Here is a 23,755-nt window from a genome sequence, read left to right as displayed (position 1 = left end):
GCGTCCGCCCGCCGCGTGGCGTGCCGCCGCCCGCCCGGCCGGCTTCGCGCCGTCCGCCGCGCCGCCTCTCGCGCCGTCCCCGGCGCCGTCCTTGGCCGTACCGCCGTCCTCCGGACGCCTTCTGCGCTGCCGGGGCACCTCGCCGCGCGGCGGGGCCGACCGGCGGCCGGCGCGGGACGTGGGCTCGCCGGACGGCGAGGACGGGCGCGGGGAGGGTGACGGTCGCGCAGCGGGGGCCGTCGGTCGCAGCTTGTAGTCGCCCGTCTCCGGGTCGAACACCCACTGGTCTGCGGGATCGATGTCCCCAGCCCGCCCACGGCTTTGCGCGTCCACGGTTGCCTGAGTCCTCCGTCGTGCCACGCAGCGCCTTCCCTGTCAGGCATCAGGCGCTCGGTCGGTCTCCAGCGGTGCGCAGCGGCCACGGGCGAGCGCACCGGATTGCTCACACTATCTGCCGCGGCCCGTCGTCAAGCACCCCCGCAGGCAGGTTACTTTCTTCCTCAAACAGACATTCCATTCCAATCCCCAGGGGCGATCCCTGTGCTTTTTCTCTCGCGCTCCCCCGCGTCCGCGCTCATCCGCACGGGCTTCCGGCGGACGGCGAACCGGACGGCGAACCGGACGGCGAACCGGTGGGCGCAGTGCTCGGTTCCCGCGCCCCGGCCCCGGGGGCGGACGCGGGGACCCCGGCCCCGGCGGACGGCGCGGCGGACGGCTCTGCGGAAGGCACTGCGGAGGAGTCCCCGGCAGGCCGCCCGCCGGGCTCCCCGCCGCCCTCCGCCGGCACCGGCCGGTCGTCGCGCAGCGCCGCGAACAGCAGGTCCGCGTCCGGCTGCACCAGCTCGTCGCGGTTGGGATCGTAGGTGTACGGCTGCCGGGGCACGGTCATGAACCGCACCCGCTCCGCGGGCATGTCGCGGACGCCGCTCACCAGGTCGTAGAGCTCGGGGAGGGAGTCCAGCCCGGGATCGGCCGTGAGCGAGGAGGTCACCGCGTCCAGCACCCGGTAGAGCTCGGCCGGGTCGGTCAGGAGCCCGTCGTCGCGCACCTGGCGCAGCAGGGTGGAGAGGAACTCCTGCTGCCGCTCCATCCGCTGGGTGTCGCTGCCGTCGCCGATGCCCTTGCGGGCGCGTACGTAGCCGAGGGCCTGCTCGCCGTCGAGCCGCTGGGGCCCGGCGTCCAGGACGAGGTGCGCCTCGGGGTCGTTCACGGGCTCGGCCAGGCACACCTCGACGCCGCCGACCGCGTCCACCAGGTTCTCGAAGCCGGTGAAGTCCACGATCAGGTGGTGGTCCACGCGGATGCCGGTCAGGTTCTCGACCGTGCGGATCGTGCAGGCCGCCCCGCCCCTCTCGTAGGCCCAGTTGAACTGCGCGAACAGGGGCCGGGCGGTCGTGCCGTCCGGCCCGGGGCACTCGGGTATGTCCACCATCAGGTCACGCGGTATCGACACCCCGGTGGCGCTGGAGCGGTCGGCCGACAGGTGGAGCAGGATGGCGGTGTCGGAGCGCTGGGTGCCGCTGTCCCGCCCGTACCTGCCGTTGTCGCCGCTGCGGTCGTCGGAGCCGATGAGCAGGATGTTCTTCGCCTCGTGCACGACGGCCGCGGGGCGCTCCCGGTCGAAGCGCCGCAACTGGTCGGCGGCCTCCACGTCGGTGCGGATGTTGCCGTCGAGCCTGTTGTAGAGGACCCAGGCCGCGCCGCCCGCCGCGAGCACGGCGAGCGACGCGCCCAGGGCGGCCCAGCGCAGCCACCGGCGGCGTGGCCGGGGCGGGGGGTGGGGGAGGCCGGTCTGCTGCGCGTCCTCGGGTTCGGTCACGTATGTGTTCATCCCTCAGCGGTCGGCGGCGGGTGCGCGGACAGCCGTGCGGTCGCCGGTCTTCTGTACAGACACCCGAGAGGCGCCCGTGGTTGTACCGGCGGCAGAGAAAACAACCGCGCGACCGGAGACCGGGGGACGTGTTCTGCCGTGGGGCGGGTGCCGGGACGGGGCGGGCGGCCCGCCGACGGCGGGTCAGTCGGCCGTGTGGGTGATGCGCTCGCTCCGCACGCGCTCCTCCAGCCCCGCCGCGTCCAGGCGGTCCAGGTGGCGGCAGAGCACGACCGAGCCCCCGGCGGCCAGGGGGGCGAACAGTCCGGCGCAGACTCCCTCCCAGGTGCCGTACGGCAGCCCCGACAGCAGTCGTGCGCCGGGGCCGAGCCCCCGCGCTCCGGCGTCGGCGCGGGCGCGTTCGACGACCTGCGCCCCGGTCAGCTCCTCGCCGCCGACGACCAGCGCGGGCGCGTCCGGGTCGACGGGGGAGAAGGGGGCGAAGTGGTCGCCCTGGCCCGGCACCTCGACGGCGTAGTCGGTGAAGCCCTCGGGCGGCCGGGGGAAGCGTCCTCCCAGGGGGCGCAGGCTGAGCGCGATGCGCTCGCCGGTGCAGGCGCGGGCCGCCTCCAGGGTGTCCGGGCCGCTGACGACGAGGTCGGCGGCCGCGGCGAGGGAGGAGGCCGAGCCGGTGCCGGCGGTGTCGGTGGTGTCGGCGGGCAGTTCGGCGACGACTCCGGTGGAGGAGCAGGCCAGCAGCCAGACCGCGGTCTGCCAGTGTGCGGGCAGCAGCAGCGCGAGGCGGTCGCCGGGCTCGGCGGACAGTTCGCCCTGCAGGAGGTTGGCCGTCTTCGCCACCCAATTGGCGAGGGTGGCGGCGGAGAGTTCGACGCGCTCGCCGGTGGCGTCGTCGTAGAAGGTCACCAGCGGGCGGGCGGCGTCCGCGGCGAGCGCGGATCGCAGCAGGTCGGCAGGGGTGCGATCGGTGGTGTTCATCGGCGCCAGGGTACGCGGGCCGCGGCCCGGGGGTGCCGGAACGGGACGCTCCCGGTGTCCGGTGAGGACGACTCAGGGCGACCGGGCGTCAGCTCCCCGTTAGACAGCCATATCCCCTGTGTCCAATATCGGATCTATGCGTGCATTCATTGCGTCATCGATCGGCGTCGCGTGCGCAGCGGCCGCGGTGCTGCCGCTGACCGCGCCCGACGGCCTGGCGAACAGCGCCTCCGCGGCCCCCGCACCCGCTCCCGGGTCCGTGGCGGCCCCCCGGCTGCCGGGCAGCACCCAGTCGCTGCCGCTCGTGCCCCTCACCCCGCCGCCCACGACCGCCCCGCCCGGCTCCTCCGACTCGGTGTCCCTCGGCCTCCCGGCCCGCGAGGTCGACCCCTTCGCGCTGCTCGGCGTGGTCTGGGACGACCCGGAGGAGGAACTGCACGGCCGGATCCAGGTGCGCACCAAGTCCGCGGCCACCGGAAAGTGGTCGTCCTGGCAGGAGTTGGAGGCCCACGCGGACCGGCCCGACCCCGACTCGGCCGAGGCCCGCGGCGACAAGGTGCGCGGAGCCACGGCACCGCTGTGGGTCGGCGACTCCAACGGAGTGCAGGCCCGCGTCCTGCCGGAGGAGCCCGAGGAGCCGGAAGCGACGGAAGGCCCGGGGGAGGACGCCTCCGGAGCGCACCGGCTGCCGGAGGGGCTGCGCCTGGACCTGGTCCACCCCGGCGACGACCCCGCCGCCGGGACCGGGAAGAACCCCGCCGGTGAGGCGAACTCCGCGCTCGCCCCGCCCGGAGCCCTGGAGATCCCGGCCCTGGACCGGCAGGGAACCCGCGAGGACCTGCTCGCGGTACGGGCCCCCGGCCAGGACGCCCAGGACGGCCAGGCAGGTACGGCCGACGGGACCGGCCAGTTGAGGGCCGCGGCCGACGCCCCCATCGGCCCCCGGCCCGGCATCGTCACCCGCAGGGGATGGGGAGCCGACGAGCGGCTGCGCGGACCGTTCCTCTACACCAGAACGGTCAAGGTGGCCTTCGTCCACCACACGGCGATGAGCAACAACTACTCGTGCGGCCAGTCCGCCGCCATCATCCGGGGCATCTACCGCTACCACGTCCAGAGCAACGGCTGGCGGGACGTCGGCTACAACTTCTTCGTCGACAAGTGCGGAAAGATCTACGAAGGCCGCGCCGGCGGCGTGGCCAACCCGGTGATGGGCGCCCACACCTACGGTTTCAACCACGACAGCACCGGCATCGCCGTCCTCGGCTCGTACAGCAGCACCAATCCCTCCAAGGCCGCGGTGAACGCCGTGTCCAGGCTCGTCGCCTGGAAGCTGGGCCTGCACGGCGTCAACCCGCGCGGCACCGCCTCCATGAAGTCCGGCGGCGGCAAGTACCGCAAGGGGGCCACGGTCAGGCTCCGCACCGTCTCCGGGCACCGGGACGGTTACGTCACCAACTGCCCGGGCAACCGGCTCTACGCCAAGCTGGGCACCATCCGGGCCACCGCGGCCCGGCTGCAGGGCAGGTAGGACCGGCCCCGCCGTACGAGCCGCCGGCGCGGTCCCCGGGCCGGCGGCCCGCCGCGCCGGGGGCCGCGCCGGCCGGGCCGCCTACACTGGCCCGGCCACCAGGCACGGCACCCAGCAGGAAGCAGAGAAGAACCGGTGACAGAAGCGATCCTCCTCGTCGGGGGCAGGGGAACCCGGCTGCGGCCGCTGACGGTCCACACCCCCAAGCCCATGGTCCCGGCGGCGGGAGTCCCCTTCCTCACCCACCAGTTGGCCCGTGCCCGCGCGGCCGGGGTCGAGCACGTCGTACTCGCCACCTCCTACCTGGCCGAGGTCTTCGAGCCGTACTTCGGCGACGGCTCGGACCTGGGGCTCCACCTGGAGTACGTCACCGAGGAGGAGCCGCTGGGCACCGGCGGGGCCATCCGCAACGTCGCCTCCCGCCTCCACTGCGGCCCCGGCGACCCGGTGCTGGTCTTCAACGGCGACATCCTCACCGGCCTCGACATCCGCGCCCTGGTGGAGACCCACACCTCCTCCGGGGCCGACGTCTCCCTCCATCTGACGAAGGTGGCGGACCCGCGCGCCTTCGGCCTGGTCCCCACCGACGCCGACGGCCGGGTCACCGCCTTCCTGGAGAAGCCGCAGACCCCCGAGGAGATCGTCACCGACCAGATCAACGCGGGCGCGTACGTCTTCGACCGGTCGGTGATCGACGCAATCCCGGCCGGCCGCCCGGTCTCCGTGGAGCGCGAGACCTTCCCCGGACTGCTCACCGAAGGCGCCCATCTGCAGGGCATGGTCGACTCGACCTACTGGCTCGACCTGGGCACCCCGCAGGCGTTCGTCCGCGGCTCGGCCGATCTGGTGCTGGGTCACGCGCCCTCCCCGGCCGTGCCCGGCCGCCGCGGCGAGCGGCTGGTGCTGGACGGTGCGGAGGTGGCCCCCGGCGCCAGACTGACCGGCGGTACGGCGGTCGGCGCGGGCGCGGTGATCGGCGAGGGGGCCCGGGTGCACGGCAGCACGGTGCTGGACGGCGCGGTCGTCGGGCCGGGCGCCGTGGTGCGCGACTCGCTCGTCGGCACGGGGGCGTGCATAGGGGCGCGTACGGTGTTGGAGGGCGCGGTCGTCGGAGACGGTGCGGTCGTCGGCGAGGACAACGAACTGCGCGACGGCATCCGGGTGTGGTGCGGCGCCCGCCTGGAGGCGGGCTCGGTCCGCTTCTCGTCCGACTGCTGAACCGGAGCGCCGAACCGTGACCGACCCCGACTCCGCACCCGACTCCGCACTCGGCCCCGCACCCGGTCCCGAGACCGCCCCCGGCTCCGCCCCCGCCGTCCGCCGCTGGGCCCCGCCGCAGCCGTTCGGGCCGCACGACCTGCGCCGCAATCTGAGAGTGCTCCAGCGCGGCCCGTACGACCCCGCCTGCCGGGCGGTCGGCGGCGCGGTCTGGAGGGCCACCCGCACCCCCCTGGGCCCGGCCACGCTGTGCGTCGCGCCGGACGCGTGCGCGGGCGAGGTGGTGGCCGAGGCGTGGGGGCCGGGCGCCGAGTGGGTCCTCGACCGCCTTCCGGCGCTGCTCGGCGCGGACGACGACCCGTCGGCCTTCGTCCCCCGCCACCGGATCGTGGCCGAGGCGCACCGCCGCCATCCCGGACTGCGCCTGGTGCGCACCGGACTGGTGCTGGAGTCGCTGATCCCCTCGATCCTGGAGCAGAAGGTCACCACGGACGAGGCGTACCGCGCCTGGCGGCTGCTGCTGCGCCGGTACGGCGAGCCCGCGCCGGGCCCGGCCGACCGCCTTCCCGAGCGGATGCACGTGATGCCCGGGCCGCGCACCTGGGCGCTGATCCCCTCCTGGGAGTGGCACCGGGCCGGGGTGGACAACAAGCGCTCCTCGACGATCCTGCGCGCGGTGGCGCGCGCCCGGCGCATGGAGGAGGCCGCGCGCATGGACCCGGCCGCGGCGGTGACCCGGCTGACGGCGATCCCCGGCATCGGCCCCTGGACGGCGGCCGAGACGCTCCAGCGCACCAACGGCGCGGCGGACGCGGTGACGGTCGGCGACCTGCACCTGCCGGGGATCGTGGTCTACGCCCTTACCGGCGCACGCGACGGCGACGACGCGCGGATGCTGGAACTGCTCGCCCCCTACGCGGGCCAGCGCCACCGCGCGACCCGGCTGATCCTGGCCACCGGCCGCACCCCGCCCCGCCGTGCGCCGCGCTTCCCGCGCGGCGACATCGCACGCCTGTGACAGCGCCCGTGACAGCACCTGCCACGACGTCCGCGGCGGTGCCTCCGGCGGTGTCTCCGGCGGTGTCCCCGACAGCGCCCGGAACCGGGCCCGTCAGCGGACGACCGTGAAGTCCTCCGCCCGCCGCGGCGGGCGCGCCTTCGGCGGGGCGGCGGCCCGGCCGACGGCCACCGCGCCCATCGGGTCCCAGTCGCCGGGCAGCTCCAGCACCTCGCGCACCACGTCGCGGCAGAACATGGTGGACGAAACCCACGCCGACCCCAGACCCTCGCCCGCCAGGGCGACCAGCAGGTTCTGCACCCCGGCCCCGGCCGCGACCACGAACATCTCGCGCTCGGCGGCCGAGCGCCGCGCGTCCGGATAGTCGTGCGCCCCCTCGGTCACCAGGCACGGCACCACCAGACACGGCGCGTTCCGCAGTACGTCCCCGCGCCGGATCCGCTTCGCGATGCTCTCCTCGCTCTTCCCGTCCGCGCGCAGGTCGGCGATCCACGCCTCCCGCATGGCGTCCAGCAGCCGGGTGCGCGAGGCGGCGGACTCCAGCAGGACGAAGCGCCACGGCGTCGTGTGGTGCGGCGCCGGGGCCGTGACCGCCGCGGCCACCGCCCGCCGCACCGCCGCGCCGTCCACCGGCTCGCCGGTGAACTCCCGAACGGTGCGCCGCAGTGTCACCGCCTCGCGTACGGCCTCGGAGGCGCCCAGGCGGAACATGTCGTCCGCCGCCGCGCGGACCAGCGCCCGCGCCCCGGTGTCCCCGCCCTCGCCGCCGCTCTCCCCGGGGGAGTCCCACAGCACGTGCTGCGGCAGGCCCCGCACCACCGCGACCGGCAGCCCGTCGGCCTTGCCCTTCACCAGCTCCCCGGCCCCGGCCAGTTCGTCGCCGACGGCCGTGACCGTCACGCCCAGCGGGTTGCCGTACATGTCCGTGCCGCCGCGCAGGTCCTCCAGGACCCGGACCCCGGCGGCGCCGATCGCGACATCGGTCTGCCCCACGCGCCACGGCCGCCCGAAGGTGTCGGTGACCACGACCCCGACCGTCACGCCCAGCAGCTCCAGCAGGCCCTCGCGGATCCGGCGCGCGGAGGCGTCCGGGTCCTCGGGCAGCAGCAGCACCGTCCCGGCCGGGGTGTTGGACGCGTCCACCCCGGCCGCGGCCATCACGAAGCCGTGCCGGCTCTCGACGATCCGCGCCGGCCCGCGCCGGGCGACCACCCGTACGGTCTCGGCGTCGATCGCGGCCTCCCGGTCGGCGGCCTCGGCCACCCGCCCCTCGGCCTTGCTGACGATCTTCGATGTCACCACCAGCACGTCGCCGTGGGCCAGACCGGGCAGCCCCGGGGCGGTGGCCGCGTCCGCGATCAGCTTCACCAGGTCGTCGCCCGGCCGCACCTCGGGTATCCCGGGCAGCGCCCACACCCGGTACACCGGAAGGGACTCCGAGCCGGTCACATCCGCACCTCCTCGGCGAGGCCGAGCGCCTCGCGCGCCATCCGGGCCGCGGCCCCGACGTCCGTCATCAGCAGCGGTACGGCCCGGCAGCGGATGCCCGCGGCCTCGACCTCGGCCACGGCGCCGGAGTCCGCGGTGTCCACCAGCCAGCCGTCCAGCAGCCCGGACCCGTAGTGCCCGGCCACCGCCGCTGCCGTGGTCTCCACACCGATGGCGGCCAGCATCCGGTCGGCCATCCCGCGCACCGGGGCGCCCCCGATGACGGGGGACAGGCCCACCACCGGCACCCCCGCGTCGGCGATCGCCTCGCGGATGCCGGGCACGGCGAGGACGGTGCCGATGCTGACCACGGGGTTGGACGGCGGGAAGAGGACCACGTCCGCCTCCGACAGGGCCTCCAGCACGCCCGGAGCCGGCTTGGCCTGCTCGGCGCCCACCGGGATCACCGCCTGCGCGGGCACCGACGCCCGCAGCCGCACCCAGTACTCCTGGAAGTGCACGGCCTTGCGGCCGCCGTCCTCGGCCTCGATCACCACATGGGTCTCGACCCGGTCGTCGGTCATCGGCAGCAGCCGCACCCCCGGCCGCCAGCGCGCGCACAGCGCCTCGGTGACGGCGCTGAGCGGATAGCCCGCGCCGATCATCTGGGTGCGGACGATGTGGGTGGCGAAGTCGCGGTCGCCCAGGCCGAACCAGTCGGGGCCGACGCCGTACGCCGCCAGCTCCTCCTTCACGGTGAAGGTCTCCTCCGCGCGGCCCCAGCCCTGCTCCTCGTTGATGCCGCCCCCCAGGGTGTACATCACGGTGTCGAGGTCCGGGCAGACCTTGAGGCCGAAGAGGTGGATGTCGTCACCGGTGTTGCCGACGACCGTGATCTCGGCGTCGGGTGCGGCCTCCTTCAGTCCACGCAGGAAGCGGGCACCACCGATGCCCCCGGCCAGAACCACAATGCGCTGCATGCCGACAGTCTCTCAGTCCGGGGCGGCCCTGTCGGGGCGGGGCGTCAGCCCGGCAGCGGGCTGCGGGGCGCCTCCGCCTCCCCCCGCGCCGGGGCGCACGAGGCGGCGTGCGAGACGGCGTGCGGGGTATGCATCGGCATCTCGGTGAGGCCGGGGAAGTAGACGTGCAGGCTGACGGCCGGCTCGAGGGCGTCGTTGACGACCTCGTGGACGTAGCCGGGTGCGAAGACCCGCTGCGCACCGGCGCCCAGTACGCGGTCCCCGCTCGCGGTCCGCTCGGTCAGTTCGCCGCCGAGGACGGTGAGGACCCCGGAGGAGGGGCCGTGGCCGTGCGGCCCGCTGCCCTGGCCCGGCACCCAGCTCAGCAGCCAGACCTCGTAGCCGGGCCCGGTGCGCAGCCGGTGGTACCAGCGGGTGGTGGCGTCGTACCGCACCAGCGGGGCCCACGCGGCGCGGTCGGCGGCGATCGTACGGGCCAGACCGGCGAAACCGGCGACGGTGGAGGGGTGTTCGGGGACGGGCGGCAGGAGGTGGGGGATGGCGAGCGGGTCGCCGGCGATCTGGACGTCGCTGTTCACGGTGGGGAGTTCCTCCGGGGCGGTCGGGGCGGAGAAGGCGGGAGAGGGCGGGAGAGGGCGGGAGAGGGCGGGAGAGGACAGAGCCCTGGGGAAGAGGCGCGGAGAGGAGGCGCGGGAGGCGGAGGGGGACGGCGGAAGGGATGGCCTTCCACGCGGCCGGCCGCCGACGGTCTCGGCGGCCCGTGTTACGCCTCGTGAACCTCAGAGCCTGGGGAGCCTCGGAACCTCGACCCAGGACCTCAACGGCGACAACAGCGACAGCAGGCCCGGGCAGCGCGAAGGGCCCCGCGGTGGCGGGCCGGGCTGAACGAGCGGATCGCTGGCATGACACCAAGGAGAACGGGTACCTCGTCTCGCTGTCAACCGGCCGTCAACCGGACGGCCCGTTTGGCAGCCGTGTTTCACCACTTCCGGTTGTCAGGGGCGGCGAAAGGTTTATGCGCGTCGGGAGCGGACAAGTGGCGCAACATCCGCACGCACAAACGTCGTTGTGGATCTGTGATCAGAGTGTGATCGGGATCGCTTCGGAGCGTGGAGGGCAACGCGGCCGGGGCCGGACGCGTCCTTCCGGACGGGAGGGTCGGTTGGGCGAGATGTCCGATCCGCCTGTCGTGGTTTGTGGTGATTTAAACACTTAATGCAAGGGTTTGGTTCCGCAGAGTGAATAACGGACCCAATAGCAGATCTCGGCTTGACTCGCGTGGATGTACACACTTGTAATTTCACTCGTGTCGTTCGGCCGGGATCGATAACGACAGCATCACGGGGACGTAAAGACAGACGAGGGGCGCGCATGACCGAGCTGTTCGAACAACTGCTGGTCGAAGAGGCGGACGAGGAGCTCGGCTGGCAGGAGCGCGCGTTGTGCGCCCAGACCGACCCCGAGTCCTTCTTTCCGGAGAAGGGCGGTTCCACCAGAGAGGCCAAGAAGGTCTGCCTCGCCTGCGAGGTCCGCTCCGAGTGCCTCGAGTACGCCCTCGCCAACGACGAGCGCTTCGGCATCTGGGGCGGTCTGTCGGAGCGCGAGCGCCGCCGCCTGAAGAAGGCGGCCGTCTGACGGACCGGCTTCGTCCGTCCCCGCCCTCCCGAACGTCCGCGCGGCAACCCGGCATCCCGGCCCCGCGGCCGCCTGGCGAAGCGTCAGGACGACCGGCGGACGAAACGGCACAGGACACCGCACGGACCACAGAGCAACCCCGTCCGCCCCCGCGCACCGCGCGGGGGCGGACCGCTGCGCGGGCGCCAGTACCCGGGACCCCGGACGCCGGGACGCGTTCAGCCATTAGTGTGGGGAGCCGTCCACGACGCGGCCGCCGAGCGCACGGCACCCGCGTCCAGCACACTTCCAGCAGTCCGACGCAGCAGCCTTCCGGGGGGCGACCCCCGGACCCCGGCCGGAGGGCCCCTACCCCGATGTCCGTGCACAGCCACCCGGCGGCCCAGTACGAGGCGGCCACAGCAGCGTTCGTCTCCCCACGGCCCGAGGCCGACCCCGGCGGGCCGCCGGAGTTCCCCAAGCACGTCGTCACCGCCGTGCTCGTCTCCCACGACGGCGAGCGCTGGCTGCCCGAAGTCCTGGCCGGGATCACCGGCCAGGAGCGGCCGGTGCAGGACGTGATCGCCGCCGACACCGGCAGCGCCGACGACTCCGCGCGACTGGTCTCCGAGGCGATCGGCCCCGAGCGCGTACTGCACCTGGCCCGCCGCACCGGCTTCGGCGCGGCGGTCGGCGAGGCGGCCCGCACCGCGCCCGTCCTCGGCCCCGACGACCTGGCCTACCTCAGGCGGCCCAGCGGCTGGGACCCGGTCACCCGGACCTGGCGCGACGACGCCTACGACATGCCCGAACTGCCCTACGGCGAACCCGTCCAGTGGCTGTGGCTGCTGCACGACGACTGCGCGCCCGCGCCGGACGCCCTGGCCGAACTGCTCCGCGTCGCGGACGCCGACGAGACGGCCGCCGTCGTCGGCCCCAAGCTGCGCAGCTGGTACAACCGCCGGCAGCTGCTGGAGATCGGCGTCTCCATCGCCGACAGCGGCCGCCGCTGGACCGGCCTGGACCGGCGGGAGCAGGACCAGGGCCAGTACGACCAGGTGCGGCAGGTGCTGTCCGTCTCCACCGCCGGCATGCTCATACGCCGCGACGTCTTCGAGCGGCTCGGCGGCTTCGACCGCTACCTGCCGCTGATGCGCGACGACGTGGACCTGTGCTGGCGGGCCCAGGCCGCCGGGTACCGGGTGCTCGTCGCGCCCGACGCCGTCGTCCGGCACGCCGAGGCGTCCTCCCGGGAGAGGCGGCCCATCGACTGCGTCGGGCGCTCGGTCGCCGGTCCGCACCGCGTGGACAAGGCGGGCGCGGTCTACACACTGCTCGTCAACACCCCCGGGAAGAAGCTGCCCTGGGTCCTGCTGCGGCTGGTCCTCGGCACCCTGCTGAGGATGCTCGCCTATCTGGTCGGCAAGGTGCCCGGACAGGCGCTCGACGAGTTCAGAGGGCTCATGGGAACCCTCCTGCGCCCCGAGCGCATCCTCGCCGCCCGGCGCAGGCGCGGCAGACCCGCGGTCGCGCACTCGGAGCTGCGCCCCCTCTTCCCGCCCCCGGGCGCGACCGTACGCGCCACCGCCGAGCAGGTGGCGGGCAGCCTCGCCCGGCGCTCCGACTCCGACGTCTCCTCCGGCGCGCGGCACGGCGCCGTCGAGTCCGGGCCCGGCGACGACGACGCCGACTTCCTGGAGGTCGAGCAGTTCGCGCGGCTGAAGCGGATCGCACGCAAGCCGGCGCCCGTGCTCTTCGCCGTGCTCCTCCTCGCCTCCCTGGTGGCCTGCCGCGACCTGCTGGCCGGCGGGGCGCTGGCCGGCGGCGCACTGCTGCCCGCGCCCGGCTCCGCCGCCGACCTGTGGGCGCGCCACCTGGAGGTCTGGCAGCCGGTCGGCACCGGCGTGGCCGAGTCCGCACCGCCGTATCTGGCGGTCCTCGCCGCGCTCGCCACCGTCTTCCTCGGCAGCACCGGGTTCACCCTCACCCTGCTGCTGGTCTGCTCGGTGCCGCTGGCGGGGCTCACCGCCTACTTCGCCTCCCGGCCGCTGGTCGGCTCCCGGCTGCTGCGCGCCTGGGGCGCGGTCGCCTACGCCTTCCTGCCCGCCGTCACCGGAGCCCTGGCGGGCGGCCGGCTCGGCACCGCCGTGCTCGCGATCGTCCTGCCGCTGATGGCCCGGGCCGCGGTCGCGGCCTCGGGGCTGCGGACGCCCGGGGACACCCGGCCGGGCTGGCGCCCCGTGTGGGCCCTGGCGCTGCTGCTCACCCTCACCACCGCCTTCACTCCCGTCGTCTGGCCGGTCACCGCCGTACTCGCGCTGGCCGTACTGGCCCTGCGGGTGCGGCAGCGCGCCCACGCCGGGGCCTACGCCGTCCGCGCCGCCGTGCTGCTCGCGGTGCCGATGGTGCTGCTGGCGCCGTGGTCGGCGGGGCTGCTCACCAGCCCCTCGGCCTTCCTGCGCGAGGCCGGGCTGCCGTACGGCGAGGGCAGCGCCTCCGCCACCGGCCTGCTGACCCTCGACCCCGGCGGACCCGGAACGGTGGGCGGGATGCTCTTCGCGGGCGTGGTGCTCGCCGCCCTCGCCGCGCTGCTGCGCTCCGAGCGGCGCACCGCGATCCTGGCCGCCTGGACCACCGCCCTGACCGGTCTGCTCTTCGCCGCGCTCACCGGCGGATCCGGCTGGGCCGGGCCCGCCACCCTCGTCTACGGCCTGGGCCTGCTGGCCGCGGCCGTGCTCGGCGCCGAGGGCGCGCGCGGCCGGGTCGCGGCCCAGAGCTTCGGCTGGCGGCAGCCGGTCGCGGCCCTCATCGGCCTCGCGGCCGCCGTGGCGCCCCTGGTGGCCGCCGCCGTATGGACTGCGGGCGGCGCCGACGGGCCGCTGTCGCGGCGCAGCCCGGTGCAGGTGCCGGCGTTCGTCGCCGAGGAGAGCGGCACCCGGGACCGCCCGCGCACCCTCGTCCTGGACGGCGAGACCGGCGCCGGGAACTCCGTGAACACCGCGTCCTCCGCGACGGCCCGGGTCTCGTACACCCTCGTCCGCGGTTCCGGCGCCCGGCTGGGCGACGGCGACACGGCCCGCGAGGCCGGGGGCGACCGGCGGCTGGACGAGATCGTCGGCAACCTGGTCGCGGGCTCCGGCGCCGACCAGGCCGAGCAGCTCAGCGGCTACGCCGTCCGCTACGTCCTGGTGCGCGACGGCGCCCCCCGCGAGATGAGCGGGGTGCTGGACGCGACACCGGGTCTGTCCCGGCTCAGCCAGGAGGACGGCAGCGCGCTGTGGCGGGTGGACGCCCAGGTCGCCCGGATCACCGTCGTCCCCCCGGAGGGGAAGGGCGGCGAGGCGGCCGAGCCGGTGGCCGTGGCGGCCGGCCCGGTCGAGGCGCGCACCGGCGTCCCCGCCGGACCGGCCGGGCGGGTGCTGCGGATCGCCGACGCAGCCGACCCCGGCTGGCGGGCCACGCTGGACGGGCGCCCGCTCAAGCCCGTCACCGTGGACGGCTGGGCGCAGGGTTTCGAACTGCCCGCTCAGGGCGGCCGGCTGGAGCTGCTCCACGAGACCCCCGCGGCGCACACCGCATGGGTGTGGGTCCAGGGCTTCCTGATGCTGGTGGTGCTGGTCATGGCGCTGCCGGGGCGCCGCCGCGAGATCGACGACGACCTGCCCGAGGCGGCCGAGGCGGTACCGGCCCAGCCGGTCGAGGGCGAGGGCCGACGGGCCCGCAGGCTGCGCGCTGCGCAGGAGGCGGCGGACGGCCCGCCGCCGCGGACCGAGCCCGAACCGGAACCCGCACCCGCGCGGGAACCGGCACCCGGGTCCCAGCCCGCGTACGCACCGCGGCAGCAGGACTGGGACGGCTGGGACGGGCAGCGGTACGCCGGCCAGGGCGACCCGTACGCCCAACAGGGCGGGCAGCCCCGGCCCCCGTACGACGGCGGCGCCTACGACGGCGCTCACGACGGCCCCTACGGCGGCGAGACCTACGGCGGCGCGTACGGCGGCGGATACGGCGGCGAGACCTACGGCGACGGCACGACGTACGGCGACAGGAGCGACCGCGCATGAACCGCACCATCCACTCCCTGATCGGCGTGGTCGCCGCGCTGGCCGCCGTCACCGGCGTCGCGGCGCTGACCACCCCTTCCGGCGAGCCCGCCGCCGGCCCCGCCGCCGCCCGGCTCCCCGTGGAACGCTCCACGCTGGTGTGCCCGCAGCCGGCCTCCTCGGAGGTGGGTGAGACCACGTACACGGCCTACACGCCCGAGGGCGGCGCCGAGCGGAAGGGGGCCGCGGGCGGCGGGGCCGGACTGCTGCCGGCCGGGGGCACCCTGGAAGGCGGCGGCCGCGGCGAGGACGGGAAGAAGGCCGGCGAGCCCGACCCCGTCGTCCCCCTGGAGAAGCCCGGCGTCCCGGTCACCGCGGAGGCGGACAGCAGCGGCTCGCCCGCGCTGACCGGCTCGGCCGACGGAAGCCTCGCCCCCGGCTGGACGGTCCAGCAGACCACCCTCGTCACCGCGGGCACCGGCCGCGGGCTGCTGGGCGTCTCCTGCACGGTGCCCGGCACCGAGTTCTGGTTCCCCGGCGCGAGCACCGCGAAGTCGCGCCACGACTACATCCACCTCACCAACCCCGACGACGCCCCGGCCGTGGTCGACCTGGAGCTGTACGGCAAGGACGGCTCGGTGAAGACCGAGAGCGGCGAGGGCCTCAACGTCCCCGGCCGCTCCACGGTGCCCGTGCTGCTCTCCACGCTCTCGCGGGAGCCGGTCACCAACGTGGTCCTGCACGTGGTGGCGCGCAGCGGCCGGATCGGGGCCCAGGTGCAGTCGCTCGACGAGAAGCTCGGCGGCGACTGGCTGCCGGCCTCCGCCGACTCCCGGGACCCCCTGGTCCTGCCCGGCATCCCGGCCGACGCCACCGCCGTACGCCTGGTCGTCTTCGCGCCCGGCGAGAAGGACGCGGACCTGAAGGTGCGGCTGGCCACCCCCACCGGCGCCATCACCCCCGCGGGCCAGGAGACCCTCCACGTCAGGAGCGGCACGACCACCGCCGTGGACCTCGGCGACGTGACCAGGGGCGAACCCGGTTCGCTGGTCCTCTCCCCGGCCGAGGAGGGCGGCGGCGGCACCCGCGTCGTGGCGGCGCTGCGCGTGCTGCGCGGGGAGGGGGCGCGGCAGGAGATGGCGTTCATCCCCGCCACCGGGCCCGTCCGGGAGCGGGCGTCCGCGGCCGGAAGCGACGCCGGGGCGGAGGACGGCGAGGACGGCGGTACGGTCCTGTCGCTGGTGGCGCCGGAGAAGGCCGCGAAGGTCAAGGTGACGGCGTCGGCGGGCAGCGGCGGCGGCGAACCGGTCAGCAAGACGTTCGACCTCGAGGCCGGCACCACGACGGCCGTCGACGATCTGCGGCCGGAGGGCGCGAAGGGACGCTACGCGCTCACCGTCGAACGGCTGTCGGGCGGCACGGTGTACGCGGCCCGGACGCTGTCGCTGGTGGACGACGGCATCCCGATGTTCACCGTGCAGACGCTCCCGGACGACCGGGGGACGGTGGCGGTGCCGCGGGCCGGGCAGGACCTGTCGGTGCTCGTCGACTGAGCGCGCGTACGGCGGGCCGGGCCCGGCAGGCACCCCGCGGGGCGCCTGCCGGGCCCGCTCCCCGTCTCAGTCCTGCCCGTAGCGCGGGTCGATCGACTCCGGGGCCAGTCCGAGGAGTTCGGCGACCTGCTCGACGACCACCTCATGGACGAGCAGCGCCCGGTCGTCGCGCGTCCTGGCGCGCAGCTCGATGGGCCGCCGGTAGACGACGATGCGGTCGGGGCGGCCGTCCCGCGCGGCCGCGTACCGGCCGAGCGGCACGCTGTCCGGGCCGTCGAGCCAGCCGTCGACCCAGTCGCCGGGCCCGCCGTCCCCCGGCGCGGCGGGCGGTACCTCCTGCACCACGAACTCCACCCCGGACAGTTGCGGCCACTGCCTCTCCAGCCGGTCCGCGGAGTCGCGCACCAGGTCGTCGAAGACGTCGGCGCGGCTCATGGCGAGCGGCACCTGGGGCGGCGCGATGGGGCCGCGCATGCCGCGTCCATGGCGATCCCGGCGACGCGGTCGCGGATCGGGCCGGCGGGGCGGTACGGGGTTGCTCATCACCTTGAGAGTAGCCGCCCGGAGGAGGCCTGGGAGCAGGGATGACGCGGCCCCGCCGTTCCGTGCCGCCGGCCCACGGCGCCGTACAGCGGCCCCGCGCCGCCGTACAGCGACCGCGCGCCGTCCCGCGCGCCGTCCCGCGCTCCAGGAGCACGGGACGGCGTCCACCACCGGTTTCCGGAGAGCGATCGGTTCCGTTTTTCCGCGGTGCCGTTTCGGACAACTCCCCGATCGATGATCGCTCCTCGATGACGGAATCCGAACGAAGGGGTAACGGCGCCTATGTCCGGCTTCCGCCCCGCCGCCAACCGGACTTTTCCGGCCCGTGCCAGGTCAGCCGGTCCGCCGCGGCGGCGCGGGAACCCGGCGGGCCGGCACGACACAACAGGGTGACCTCCCGGAGAGTCGTCGCGGCCCGCTCAAGAGTGCGGTACCGTCCAACATCGTGAGCCCTGTACGTCGCTGTTCGCGCACCGCGTGCGGCCGCCCTGCCGTGGCGACGCTGACGTACGTCTACGCGGACTCGACGGCCGTCCTCGGCCCCCTCGCGACCTATGCCGAGCCCCACTGCTACGACCTGTGCTCGGAGCACTCGGAGCGGCTGACCGCCCCGCGCGGCTGGGAGGTCGTCCGCCTCGCCGTGGACGCGGGGCCCGCCCGTCCCAGCGGCGACGACCTCGAAGCCCTGGCCAACGCCGTTCGCGAGGCCGCCCGCACCCCGCAGCGCAGGAAGCCCGCCCCCACCGAGCAGCCCGGCTCCGGCGGCGTGCGCGAGACGGATCTGATGGAGGTGGCTCGACGTGGCCACCTGCGGGTACTGCGTTCCCCCGAGAACTGATCGCCCCGTTACATTTGGGGCGTCGCCAGATACTCCAGAAGGGGTGGACCGTGCCTGACCTGTCACACATCGTGAAGGCGTACGACGTACGTGGTGTGGTGCCCGACCAGTGGGACGAACCCCTCGCCGAGCTGTTCGGCGCGGCGTTCGCGACGGTCACGGGCGCGAGCGCGATCGTGGTCGGACACGACATGCGCCCCTCCTCGCCGGGCCTGTCGCGTGCCTTCGCCCGGGGCGCCGCCGACCGCGGCGCCGACGTCACCGAGATCGGCCTGTGCTCCACCGACCAGCTCTACTTCGCCAGCGGCATGCTCGACCTGCCCGGCGCGATGTTCACAGCCAGCCACAACCCCGCCCGGTACAACGGCATCAAGATGTGCCGGGCCGGCGCCGCCCCCGTCGGCCAGGACACCGGTCTGGCCGACATCCGCGCGCTGGTGGAGGAGTGGGCCGCCGCCGGAGCCCCCGGGCCGGTGGAGAAGCCGGGGACGATCACGCGGCGGGACGTGCTGGCCGACTACGCCGCCCATCTGCGCTCACTGGTCGACCTCACCGGCATCCGCCCGCTGAAGGCCGTCGTCGACGCGGGCAACGGCATGGGCGGCCACACCGTCCCCACCGTCCTCGACGGCCTGCCGGTCGAGCTGGACGCGATGTACTTCGAACTCGACGGCACCTTCCCCAACCACGAGGCCAACCCGCTGGATCCGGCCAACATCGTCGACCTCCAGGCCCGGGTGCGGGAGACCGGCGCCGACATCGGCCTGGCCTTCGACGGCGACGCCGACCGCTGCTTCGTCGTCGACGAGCGCGGCGAGCCCGTCTCCCCGTCGGCGGTCACCGCCCTGGTCGCGGAGCGCGAGCTGGCCAAGCACCCCGGCTCCACCGTGATCCACAACTGCATCACCTCCTGGTCCGTACCCGAGGTCGTCAAGGAGGCGGGCGGCACCCCGGTGCGCACCCGGGTGGGCCACTCCTTCATCAAGGAGGAGATGGCACGCACCGGCGCGGTCTTCGGCGGCGAGCACTCCGCGCACTACTACTTCCGCGACTTCTGGAACGCCGACACCGGCATGCTCGCAGCCCTCCACGTCCTGGCCGCGCTCGGCGGACAGCAGGGCACCCTGTCGGAGCTGGTCGCCCGCTACGACCGCTACGCGGCCTCCGGCGAGATCAACAGCACCGTCGACGACCAGGCGGGACGCGCCGCCGCGGTGAAGGCAGCCTACGAAGGCCGCGAGGGCCTGACGCTGGACGAGCTGGACGGCCTGACGGTCACGGCGTCCGACTGGTGGTTCAACCTCCGCCCCTCCAACACCGAGCCGCTGCTGCGCCTGAACGTCGAGGCGCGCGACGCGGAGACGGCCGCCCGGGTCCGGGACGAGGTGCTGGCGATCGTCCGCGCCTGACGGGCCGGACCGGCGAGTACCGCACGGCGGCGCCGGGACCGGCCACCGGTCCCGGCGCCGCCCGCCACGGCACCCGCCGACGGAGGGCGGCCTCCCGGCGGTACGCTGACCGCACGACAGCACCACCGAACAGCACCGCATCCGCCCCGAAGGGACGCACTCCATGCCGCTCGAAGCCGGTCTCCTGGAGATCCTCGCCTGCCCGGCGTGCCACTCCCCCCTCCGCGAGGAGGGCGACGAACTGGTCTGCGACGGCAGCGAGTGCAAGCTGGCGTACCCCGTCCGGGACGGCATCCCCGTCCTCCTCGTCGACGAGGCACGCCGTCCCGCCTGAGCACGACCGCCCCCGGCGACCGGAGAGGCCGCACATGCTGGACGAGACCCTGCTCGACGCCCCCGACGCCCTGGCCGGAGCCGACACCCACGGCCTGCTGCGCGGAGCCGCCGCCTCCGGCGCCCGCGCCCGTACGGCCCTTCGGCACGCCACCGAGGCGGGACTGACCGAACTGCGTCCCGACGGCCGCCCCCGCGCCATCCTCGTCGCGGGCACCGGACCGGCCGTCTCCTGCGTCGCCGACCTCCTCGCGGCCTTCGGCAACGGGGCCGTCCCCGTCATGCCGCTCCACCCCGCGGGCTCCCTCCCCGACCCCGGCGCGCTGCGCTGGACGCTGCCGGGCTGGGCCGGTCCGCTGGACCTGCTGCTGCTCGCCACCCCGGACGGCCACGAGGGCGGCCTGACCGAGCTCGCCGAGCAGGCGTACCGCCGGGGCTGCACCATCGTCTCCGTCAGCCCCGCCCACGCCCCGCTGGCCGAGGCGACCATCCAGGCCCGCGGCCTGGCCGTACCGTTGGCCGAGGCGCCCGGGGAGCACTACGAGGGCCCCGACCCGCGCGACGCCTACGAGCGGCAGACCCCGGCCCCGCCCGCCGCCCCCGGCGTCCTGTGGGCGCTGCTCACCCCGCTCCTCGCCCTGGCCGACCGGCTCGGCCTGGCCGCGGCCGGCCCCGAGGAGCTCGCCGCGCTCGCAGACCGCCTCGACCGGGTCGCCGAGCGGTGCGGCCCCGCCGCCGCCACCTACGGCAACCCCGCCAAGACCCTGGCCGCGGAACTCTCCGACGCGCTGCCGCTGCTGTGGAGCGAGGGCACCGTCGCGACCGCCGCCGCCCGCCACTTCGCCACCACCCTCACCTCGCTCGTCGGCCGCCCGGCGCTGGCCGCCCTCCTGCCGGAGGCGCTCACCACACACGGCGCCCTGCTGACCGGTTCCTTCGCGGGCGCGGAGGACACCGACGACTTCTTCCGGGACAGGGTGGAGGAGCCCGAGGCGATGCGCGCCCGGATCGTCCTGCTGCGCGAGGGCCCCCCGGCGGCCCACTCCGCCGCCGTCGCCGCCCGCGACCTGGCGTACGGGCACGGCACCCCGGTCAGCGAACTGGAGCCGGCCGAGGGCAGCACCCCCCTGGAGGCCACCGCCGAACTGCTGGCCACCGTGGACTTCGCCGCCGTCTACCTCGCGCTCGCCGGCGGCGAGCGGCGCTGACGGGGACACCCGGCCCCCCGGGGGCGCCGGGCTCGCGGGGCGCCGGGCTCGCGGGGCGCCGGGCCGAGGCCCGAGGGCCCGAGGCGCCCGAGCGCCGGAGCGGTTCAGAACCGTCAAGCGCCGTCGGAACCGTCAGTGCCGTCAGAGCCCGGACGACGAGGTCCGGGCCCGGAACAAGGACCCGAGAACCCAAGGACACCATCCCGCATGGACCTCCTCACCAACACCGTGCGCCCCTACGCCTGGGGCTCCACCACCGCCATCCCCGAACTGCTGGGCACCGAGCCCACCGGCGAACCGCAGGCCGAGCTGTGGATGGGGGCCCATCCCGGCGCGCCGTCGCGGATCGACCGCGCGGGAGGCGGGACGTCCCTGTCGGAGGCGATCGCGGCCGACCCCGAGGGCGAGCTGGGCCCGGCGGTCGTCGAGGCGTTCGGGCCGCGGCTGCCGTTCCTGTTCAAGGTGCTGGCGGCCGCCTCCCCGCTCTCCCTCCAGGTCCACCCCGACCTCGTCCAGGCCAGGGAGGGCTTCGCCGACGAGGAGGAGCGGGGCGTCCCGGCCGACGCCCCGCACCGCAACTACAAGGACGCCAACCACAAGCCCGAACTCATCTGCGCCCTCACGCCCTTCACCGGCCTGTGCGGCTTCCGCCGCCCCGCCGACACCGCCGACCTGCTGGAGGCCCTGGACGTCGGCGGCCTCAAGCCGTACGCGGACATCCTGCGCGCCCGGCCCGAGGACGAGGCGCTGGGCGAGGTGCTGACCGCCGTACTCTCCGCGGACCGGGAGGCGATGGCCGAGACCGTCGGCGCGGCGGCCGCGGCCGCACGGCGACTGGCCACCGGGGAAGGACCGTACGCCCGGGAGTACGCCGCCTACGCGGGCATCGCCGGCCACTACCCCGGCGACCCGGGCGTCCTGGCCGCGATGCTGCTCAACGTCGTGCGCCTGGAGCCCGGCGACGCCCTCTACCTCGGCGCCGGCGTCCCGCACGCCTACCTCGGCGGCCTGGGTGTGGAGCTGATGGCCAACTCCGACAACGTGCTGCGCTGCGGCCTGACCCCCAAGCACGTGGACGTCCCCGAACTGCTGCGCGTCGTCCGCTTCGAGCCGACGGAGCCGGAGGTGCTGCGGCCGCGCACCACCTCCGGGGGCGAGGAGGTGTACGCGGCGCCCGTCGACGAGTTCCGGCTCTCCCGGTACGTCCTGGCGCCCGGCTCAGAACCGCACGACCTGGACGACCGCACACCGCAGATCCTGCTGTGCACGGACGGGGAGATCACCCTGCAGGAGGTGACCGGAGGTGGCGCAGGCGGCGAACTCGTCCTCGCCCGGGGCCGGTCGGCCTTCGTACGGGCGGGCGAGCGTGTGGCGGTCTCCGGCAGCGGTACGCTCTTCCGCGCGACCGTGGCCGTGTGACCGCGGTGTGACCGTCGTGTGACCGCGCCACCGCACCGCACACTGCCGCGCCGCGAGTACCGGTGCCCGGCAGGGGAACGAGCCCCGCACCGGCCCCCTCCCCGGACCCGGACCTCGATCCGGAACAAGCCCTGCCGTCCTACCAGGAGAGTCAGCCTTCCATGAGCGCATCAGGCGGAACCAAGGCGATCGTCGCGGCGCTGGCCGCCAACCTGTCCATCGCCGTGGCCAAGTTCGTGGCGTTCGCCTTCAGCGGCTCCTCGTCGATGCTCGCGGAGGGCGTCCACTCCGTCGCCGACTCGGGCAACCAGGCGCTGCTGCTGCTCGGCCACAAGAAGGCCAAGAAGAAGGCGAGCGAGGAACACCCCTTCGGATACGGGCGCGAGCGCTACATCTACTCCTTCCTCGTGGCCATCGTCCTGTTCTCGGTCGGCGGCCTCTTCGCCCTCTACGAGGGCTACGAGAAGATCAGGCATCCGCACGAACTCTCGCACTGGTACTGGCCGGTGGGAGTCCTGGTCTTCGCGATCATCGCCGAGATCTTCTCCTTCCGCACCGCGATCAAGGAGCCCAACGCGGTCCGCGGAACGCAGTCGTGGACGGCGTTCGTCAGGCGGGCCAAGGCGCCCGAACTGCCGGTCGTGCTCCTGGAGGACCTCGGCGCCCTGGTCGGCCTCATCCTGGCCCTGGGCGGCGTCGGCCTGGCGCTCCTGACCGGCGACCCGGTGTGGGACGGCATCGGCACCATCTGCATCGGTGTGCTGCTCGTCCTCATCGCGATCGTCCTCGCGGTGGAGACCAAGTCCCTGCTGCTGGGCGAGTCGGCCGGTACGGAGGAGCTCGGGAGGATCCGGGCGGCGATCGTCGACGGCGAGCGGGTCACCCGGATCATCCACATGCGCACGCTCCACCTCGGCCCGGAGGAGCTGCTGGTAGCCGCCAAGGTCGCGGTGGAGAGCCACGAGTCGGCGGCCGAGGTGGCCCGGGCGATCGACGAGGCCGAGCACCGGGTCCGCACGGCGGTCCCGATCGCCCGCGTGATCTACCTGGAGCCGGACATATACCGGGCGGCCGAGACGGAGGAAGCCGCGGCCAAGGCCCTCTGAGCGGCGGCACGGCGACACGGCGAAGCGGCCCGGGACGGACCACGTCCCGGGCCGCTTCGCCGTGTCACCGGCCGCACCCGCTCCGGTGACCGGAACCCCCCGGTCCCGCCCGGCGCCCGTGCCCTGTCCCGTCCGGGCGGCACGCCGAACGTGTAGCCTCGGGAAGGCACAGACGTCGCTGCTGATGGCGGTCGGGCGGCCAAACGGGCCGGCCGAGGGAGAGAGGGCCTCCGACGGACTGCGCTGCGGTCAGGGGACACGTACGTTCTCATGGTGCGTACGGTGACGACGGCACACCACGGCGGACCGCCGGTGTGCCCGGGTCCCGCGCGCCTGTCCGCTGCCGCAGACCAGCCAGCCATGACACCTCGACCGATTCCGAGGAGCAGCTTCCGATGACGACGACCGACGCGCCCACCGGCGCATCGACCGACGCGACCGACACTTCGACCGGCACTTCGGCCGGCACCGCACCGGACTTCAAGGTGGCGGATCTGTCCCTGGCGGCGTTCGGCCGCAAGGAGATCACGCTGGCCGAGCACGAGATGCCGGGGCTGATGGCGATCCGGGAGGAGTACGCCGCCGCGCGGCCGCTGGCCGGGGCGCGGATCACCGGGTCGCTGCACATGACGGTGCAGACGGCGGTGCTGATCGAGACGCTGGTGGCGCTGGGGGCGCGGGTGCGCTGGGCCTCGTGCAACATCTTCT

General features: G+C 74.9%; 19 protein-coding genes and 1 pseudogene. 13 read left to right on the top strand and 7 right to left on the bottom strand.

Features of this window, described 5'->3' with window-relative positions; genetic code table 11:
* From ACLIYP_RS19810 to ACLIYP_RS19800, 3 genes and pseudogenes are all read right to left on the bottom strand, one after another.
* Positions 1 to 333: pseudogene (locus tag ACLIYP_RS19810) on the bottom strand (LCP family protein); the annotation flags it as partial.
* A 241-nt stretch (positions 334 to 574) separates the two neighbouring features.
* Complete coding sequence (locus ACLIYP_RS19805) at positions 575 to 1,831, bottom strand: LCP family protein (protein WP_412714467.1); 1,257 nt, start codon at positions 1,829 to 1,831, stop codon at positions 575 to 577.
* A 183-nt stretch (positions 1,832 to 2,014) separates the two neighbouring features.
* Positions 2,015 to 2,806: a TIGR03089 family protein gene (locus ACLIYP_RS19800; protein WP_412714466.1), complete on the bottom strand. Its 792-nt coding sequence runs from the start codon at positions 2,804 to 2,806 to the stop codon at positions 2,015 to 2,017.
* 136 nt (positions 2,807 to 2,942) lie between these two features.
* Between ACLIYP_RS19800 and ACLIYP_RS19795 the strand changes: the two genes are divergently transcribed.
* The 3 genes from ACLIYP_RS19795 (at position 2,943) to ACLIYP_RS19785 (ending at position 6,573) form a co-directional block, all read left to right on the top strand.
* Positions 2,943 to 4,337: a peptidoglycan recognition protein family protein gene (locus ACLIYP_RS19795; RefSeq protein ID WP_412714465.1), complete on the top strand. Its 1,395-nt coding sequence runs from the start codon at positions 2,943 to 2,945 to the stop codon at positions 4,335 to 4,337.
* 135 nt (positions 4,338 to 4,472) lie between these two features.
* Positions 4,473 to 5,555, top strand: a complete 1,083-nt coding sequence (gene manB / locus ACLIYP_RS19790; protein ID WP_412714464.1) for a mannose-1-phosphate guanylyltransferase — start codon at positions 4,473 to 4,475, stop codon at positions 5,553 to 5,555.
* Between the two features lie 16 nt (positions 5,556 to 5,571).
* Positions 5,572 to 6,573 carry a DNA-3-methyladenine glycosylase family protein gene (locus ACLIYP_RS19785; protein ID WP_412714463.1) on the top strand — a complete coding sequence of 334 codons (1,002 nt, stop codon included), beginning with the start codon at positions 5,572 to 5,574 and terminating at the stop codon, positions 6,571 to 6,573.
* A 93-nt stretch (positions 6,574 to 6,666) separates the two neighbouring features.
* Here ACLIYP_RS19785 and ACLIYP_RS19780 read toward each other — a convergent pair whose 3' ends face one another.
* Genes ACLIYP_RS19780 through ACLIYP_RS19770 form a run of 3 tightly spaced genes read right to left on the bottom strand, consistent with a single transcriptional unit; the run spans position 6,667 to position 9,559 of the window.
* Positions 6,667 to 8,022 (bottom strand): coenzyme F420-0:L-glutamate ligase, encoded by a 1,356-nt coding sequence (locus ACLIYP_RS19780; RefSeq protein WP_412714462.1) that lies wholly within the window; start codon positions 8,020 to 8,022, stop codon positions 6,667 to 6,669.
* Positions 8,019 to 8,981, bottom strand: a complete 963-nt coding sequence (gene cofD / locus ACLIYP_RS19775; protein WP_412714461.1) for a 2-phospho-L-lactate transferase — start codon at positions 8,979 to 8,981, stop codon at positions 8,019 to 8,021. The genes ACLIYP_RS19780 and cofD overlap by 4 nt, the downstream gene beginning before the upstream one ends.
* 44 nt (positions 8,982 to 9,025) lie before the next feature.
* Positions 9,026 to 9,559, bottom strand: coding sequence for a cysteine dioxygenase (locus ACLIYP_RS19770; RefSeq protein ID WP_412714460.1), 534 nt, complete (start codon positions 9,557 to 9,559; stop codon positions 9,026 to 9,028).
* 793 nt (positions 9,560 to 10,352) lie between these two features.
* Between ACLIYP_RS19770 and ACLIYP_RS19765 the strand changes: the two genes are divergently transcribed.
* From ACLIYP_RS19765 to ACLIYP_RS19755, 3 genes are all read left to right on the top strand, one after another.
* Positions 10,353 to 10,616 carry a WhiB family transcriptional regulator gene (locus tag ACLIYP_RS19765; RefSeq protein ID WP_003950432.1) on the top strand — a complete coding sequence of 88 codons (264 nt, stop codon included), beginning with the start codon at positions 10,353 to 10,355 and terminating at the stop codon, positions 10,614 to 10,616.
* Positions 10,617 to 10,972: 356 nt separating this feature from the next.
* Positions 10,973 to 14,659 (top strand): glycosyltransferase, encoded by a 3,687-nt coding sequence (locus tag ACLIYP_RS19760; RefSeq protein WP_412714459.1) that lies wholly within the window; start codon positions 10,973 to 10,975, stop codon positions 14,657 to 14,659.
* Positions 14,656 to 16,191 (top strand): DUF5719 family protein, encoded by a 1,536-nt coding sequence (locus ACLIYP_RS19755; protein WP_412714458.1) that lies wholly within the window; start codon positions 14,656 to 14,658, stop codon positions 16,189 to 16,191. The genes ACLIYP_RS19760 and ACLIYP_RS19755 overlap by 4 nt, the downstream gene beginning before the upstream one ends.
* Positions 16,192 to 16,257: 66 nt before the next feature.
* Here ACLIYP_RS19755 and ACLIYP_RS19750 read toward each other — a convergent pair whose 3' ends face one another.
* Positions 16,258 to 16,734 (bottom strand): metallopeptidase family protein, encoded by a 477-nt coding sequence (locus tag ACLIYP_RS19750; protein ID WP_412714457.1) that lies wholly within the window; start codon positions 16,732 to 16,734, stop codon positions 16,258 to 16,260.
* A gap of 442 nt (positions 16,735 to 17,176) precedes the next feature.
* On the opposite strand from ACLIYP_RS19750, the gene ACLIYP_RS19745 reads away from it, so the two are divergent.
* The 7 genes from ACLIYP_RS19745 to ACLIYP_RS19715 all read left to right on the top strand — a co-directional run.
* Positions 17,177 to 17,572, top strand: a complete 396-nt coding sequence (locus ACLIYP_RS19745) for a DUF3499 domain-containing protein (RefSeq protein ID WP_237880924.1) — start codon at positions 17,177 to 17,179, stop codon at positions 17,570 to 17,572.
* Positions 17,573 to 17,622: 50 nt separating this feature from the next.
* Positions 17,623 to 18,981 carry a phosphomannomutase/phosphoglucomutase gene (locus ACLIYP_RS19740; RefSeq protein ID WP_412714456.1) on the top strand — a complete coding sequence of 453 codons (1,359 nt, stop codon included), beginning with the start codon at positions 17,623 to 17,625 and terminating at the stop codon, positions 18,979 to 18,981.
* 163 nt (positions 18,982 to 19,144) lie between these two features.
* Positions 19,145 to 19,315: a Trm112 family protein gene (locus tag ACLIYP_RS19735; protein ID WP_093661033.1), complete on the top strand. Its 171-nt coding sequence runs from the start codon at positions 19,145 to 19,147 to the stop codon at positions 19,313 to 19,315.
* Positions 19,316 to 19,349: 34 nt separating this feature from the next.
* Positions 19,350 to 20,522, top strand: coding sequence for an SIS domain-containing protein (locus ACLIYP_RS19730; protein ID WP_412714455.1), 1,173 nt, complete (start codon positions 19,350 to 19,352; stop codon positions 20,520 to 20,522).
* 207 nt (positions 20,523 to 20,729) lie between these two features.
* The gene (gene manA, locus ACLIYP_RS19725) at positions 20,730 to 21,941 is read left to right on the top strand and encodes a mannose-6-phosphate isomerase, class I (protein WP_412714454.1); all 1,212 of its coding nucleotides are present in this window, start codon (positions 20,730 to 20,732) and stop codon (positions 21,939 to 21,941) included.
* Between the two features lie 161 nt (positions 21,942 to 22,102).
* The gene (locus ACLIYP_RS19720) at positions 22,103 to 23,047 is read left to right on the top strand and encodes a cation diffusion facilitator family transporter (protein WP_412714453.1); all 945 of its coding nucleotides are present in this window, start codon (positions 22,103 to 22,105) and stop codon (positions 23,045 to 23,047) included.
* A gap of 395 nt (positions 23,048 to 23,442) precedes the next feature.
* Positions 23,443 to 23,755: adenosylhomocysteinase (locus tag ACLIYP_RS19715; RefSeq protein WP_412714452.1), on the top strand; the 313-nt coding region annotated here is incomplete at its 3' end.

Source organism: Streptomyces nanhaiensis (assembly GCF_046614825.1).
GTDB classification, from domain to species: domain Bacteria; phylum Actinomycetota; class Actinomycetes; order Streptomycetales; family Streptomycetaceae; genus Streptomyces; species Streptomyces radiopugnans.
Note: the sequence above shows the minus strand (reverse complement) of the source record. Positions and strands in the feature narration are given on the sequence as shown.

What these genes read in the sequence shown, in the direction of transcription:
- ACLIYP_RS19805 (WP_412714467.1), bottom strand. Translation starts at nt 1,831, where the DNA reads ATGAACACATACGTGACCGAACCCGAGGACGCGCAGCAGACCGGCCTC.
- ACLIYP_RS19800 (WP_412714466.1), bottom strand. Translation starts at nt 2,806, where the DNA reads ATGAACACCACCGATCGCACCCCTGCCGACCTGCTGCGATCCGCGCTC.
- ACLIYP_RS19795 (WP_412714465.1), top strand. Translation starts at nt 2,943, where the DNA reads ATGCGTGCATTCATTGCGTCATCGATCGGCGTCGCGTGCGCAGCGGCC.
- cofD (WP_412714461.1), bottom strand. Translation starts at nt 8,981, where the DNA reads ATGCAGCGCATTGTGGTTCTGGCCGGGGGCATCGGTGGTGCCCGCTTC.
- ACLIYP_RS19765 (WP_003950432.1), top strand. Translation starts at nt 10,353, where the DNA reads ATGACCGAGCTGTTCGAACAACTGCTGGTCGAAGAGGCGGACGAGGAG.
- ACLIYP_RS19760 (WP_412714459.1), top strand. Translation starts at nt 10,973, where the DNA reads ATGTCCGTGCACAGCCACCCGGCGGCCCAGTACGAGGCGGCCACAGCA.
- ACLIYP_RS19755 (WP_412714458.1), top strand. Translation starts at nt 14,656, where the DNA reads ATGAACCGCACCATCCACTCCCTGATCGGCGTGGTCGCCGCGCTGGCC.
- ACLIYP_RS19750 (WP_412714457.1), bottom strand. Translation starts at nt 16,734, where the DNA reads ATGAGCAACCCCGTACCGCCCCGCCGGCCCGATCCGCGACCGCGTCGC.
- ACLIYP_RS19735 (WP_093661033.1), top strand. Translation starts at nt 19,145, where the DNA reads ATGCCGCTCGAAGCCGGTCTCCTGGAGATCCTCGCCTGCCCGGCGTGC.
- ACLIYP_RS19730 (WP_412714455.1), top strand. Translation starts at nt 19,350, where the DNA reads ATGCTGGACGAGACCCTGCTCGACGCCCCCGACGCCCTGGCCGGAGCC.
- manA (WP_412714454.1), top strand. Translation starts at nt 20,730, where the DNA reads ATGGACCTCCTCACCAACACCGTGCGCCCCTACGCCTGGGGCTCCACC.
- ACLIYP_RS19720 (WP_412714453.1), top strand. Translation starts at nt 22,103, where the DNA reads ATGAGCGCATCAGGCGGAACCAAGGCGATCGTCGCGGCGCTGGCCGCC.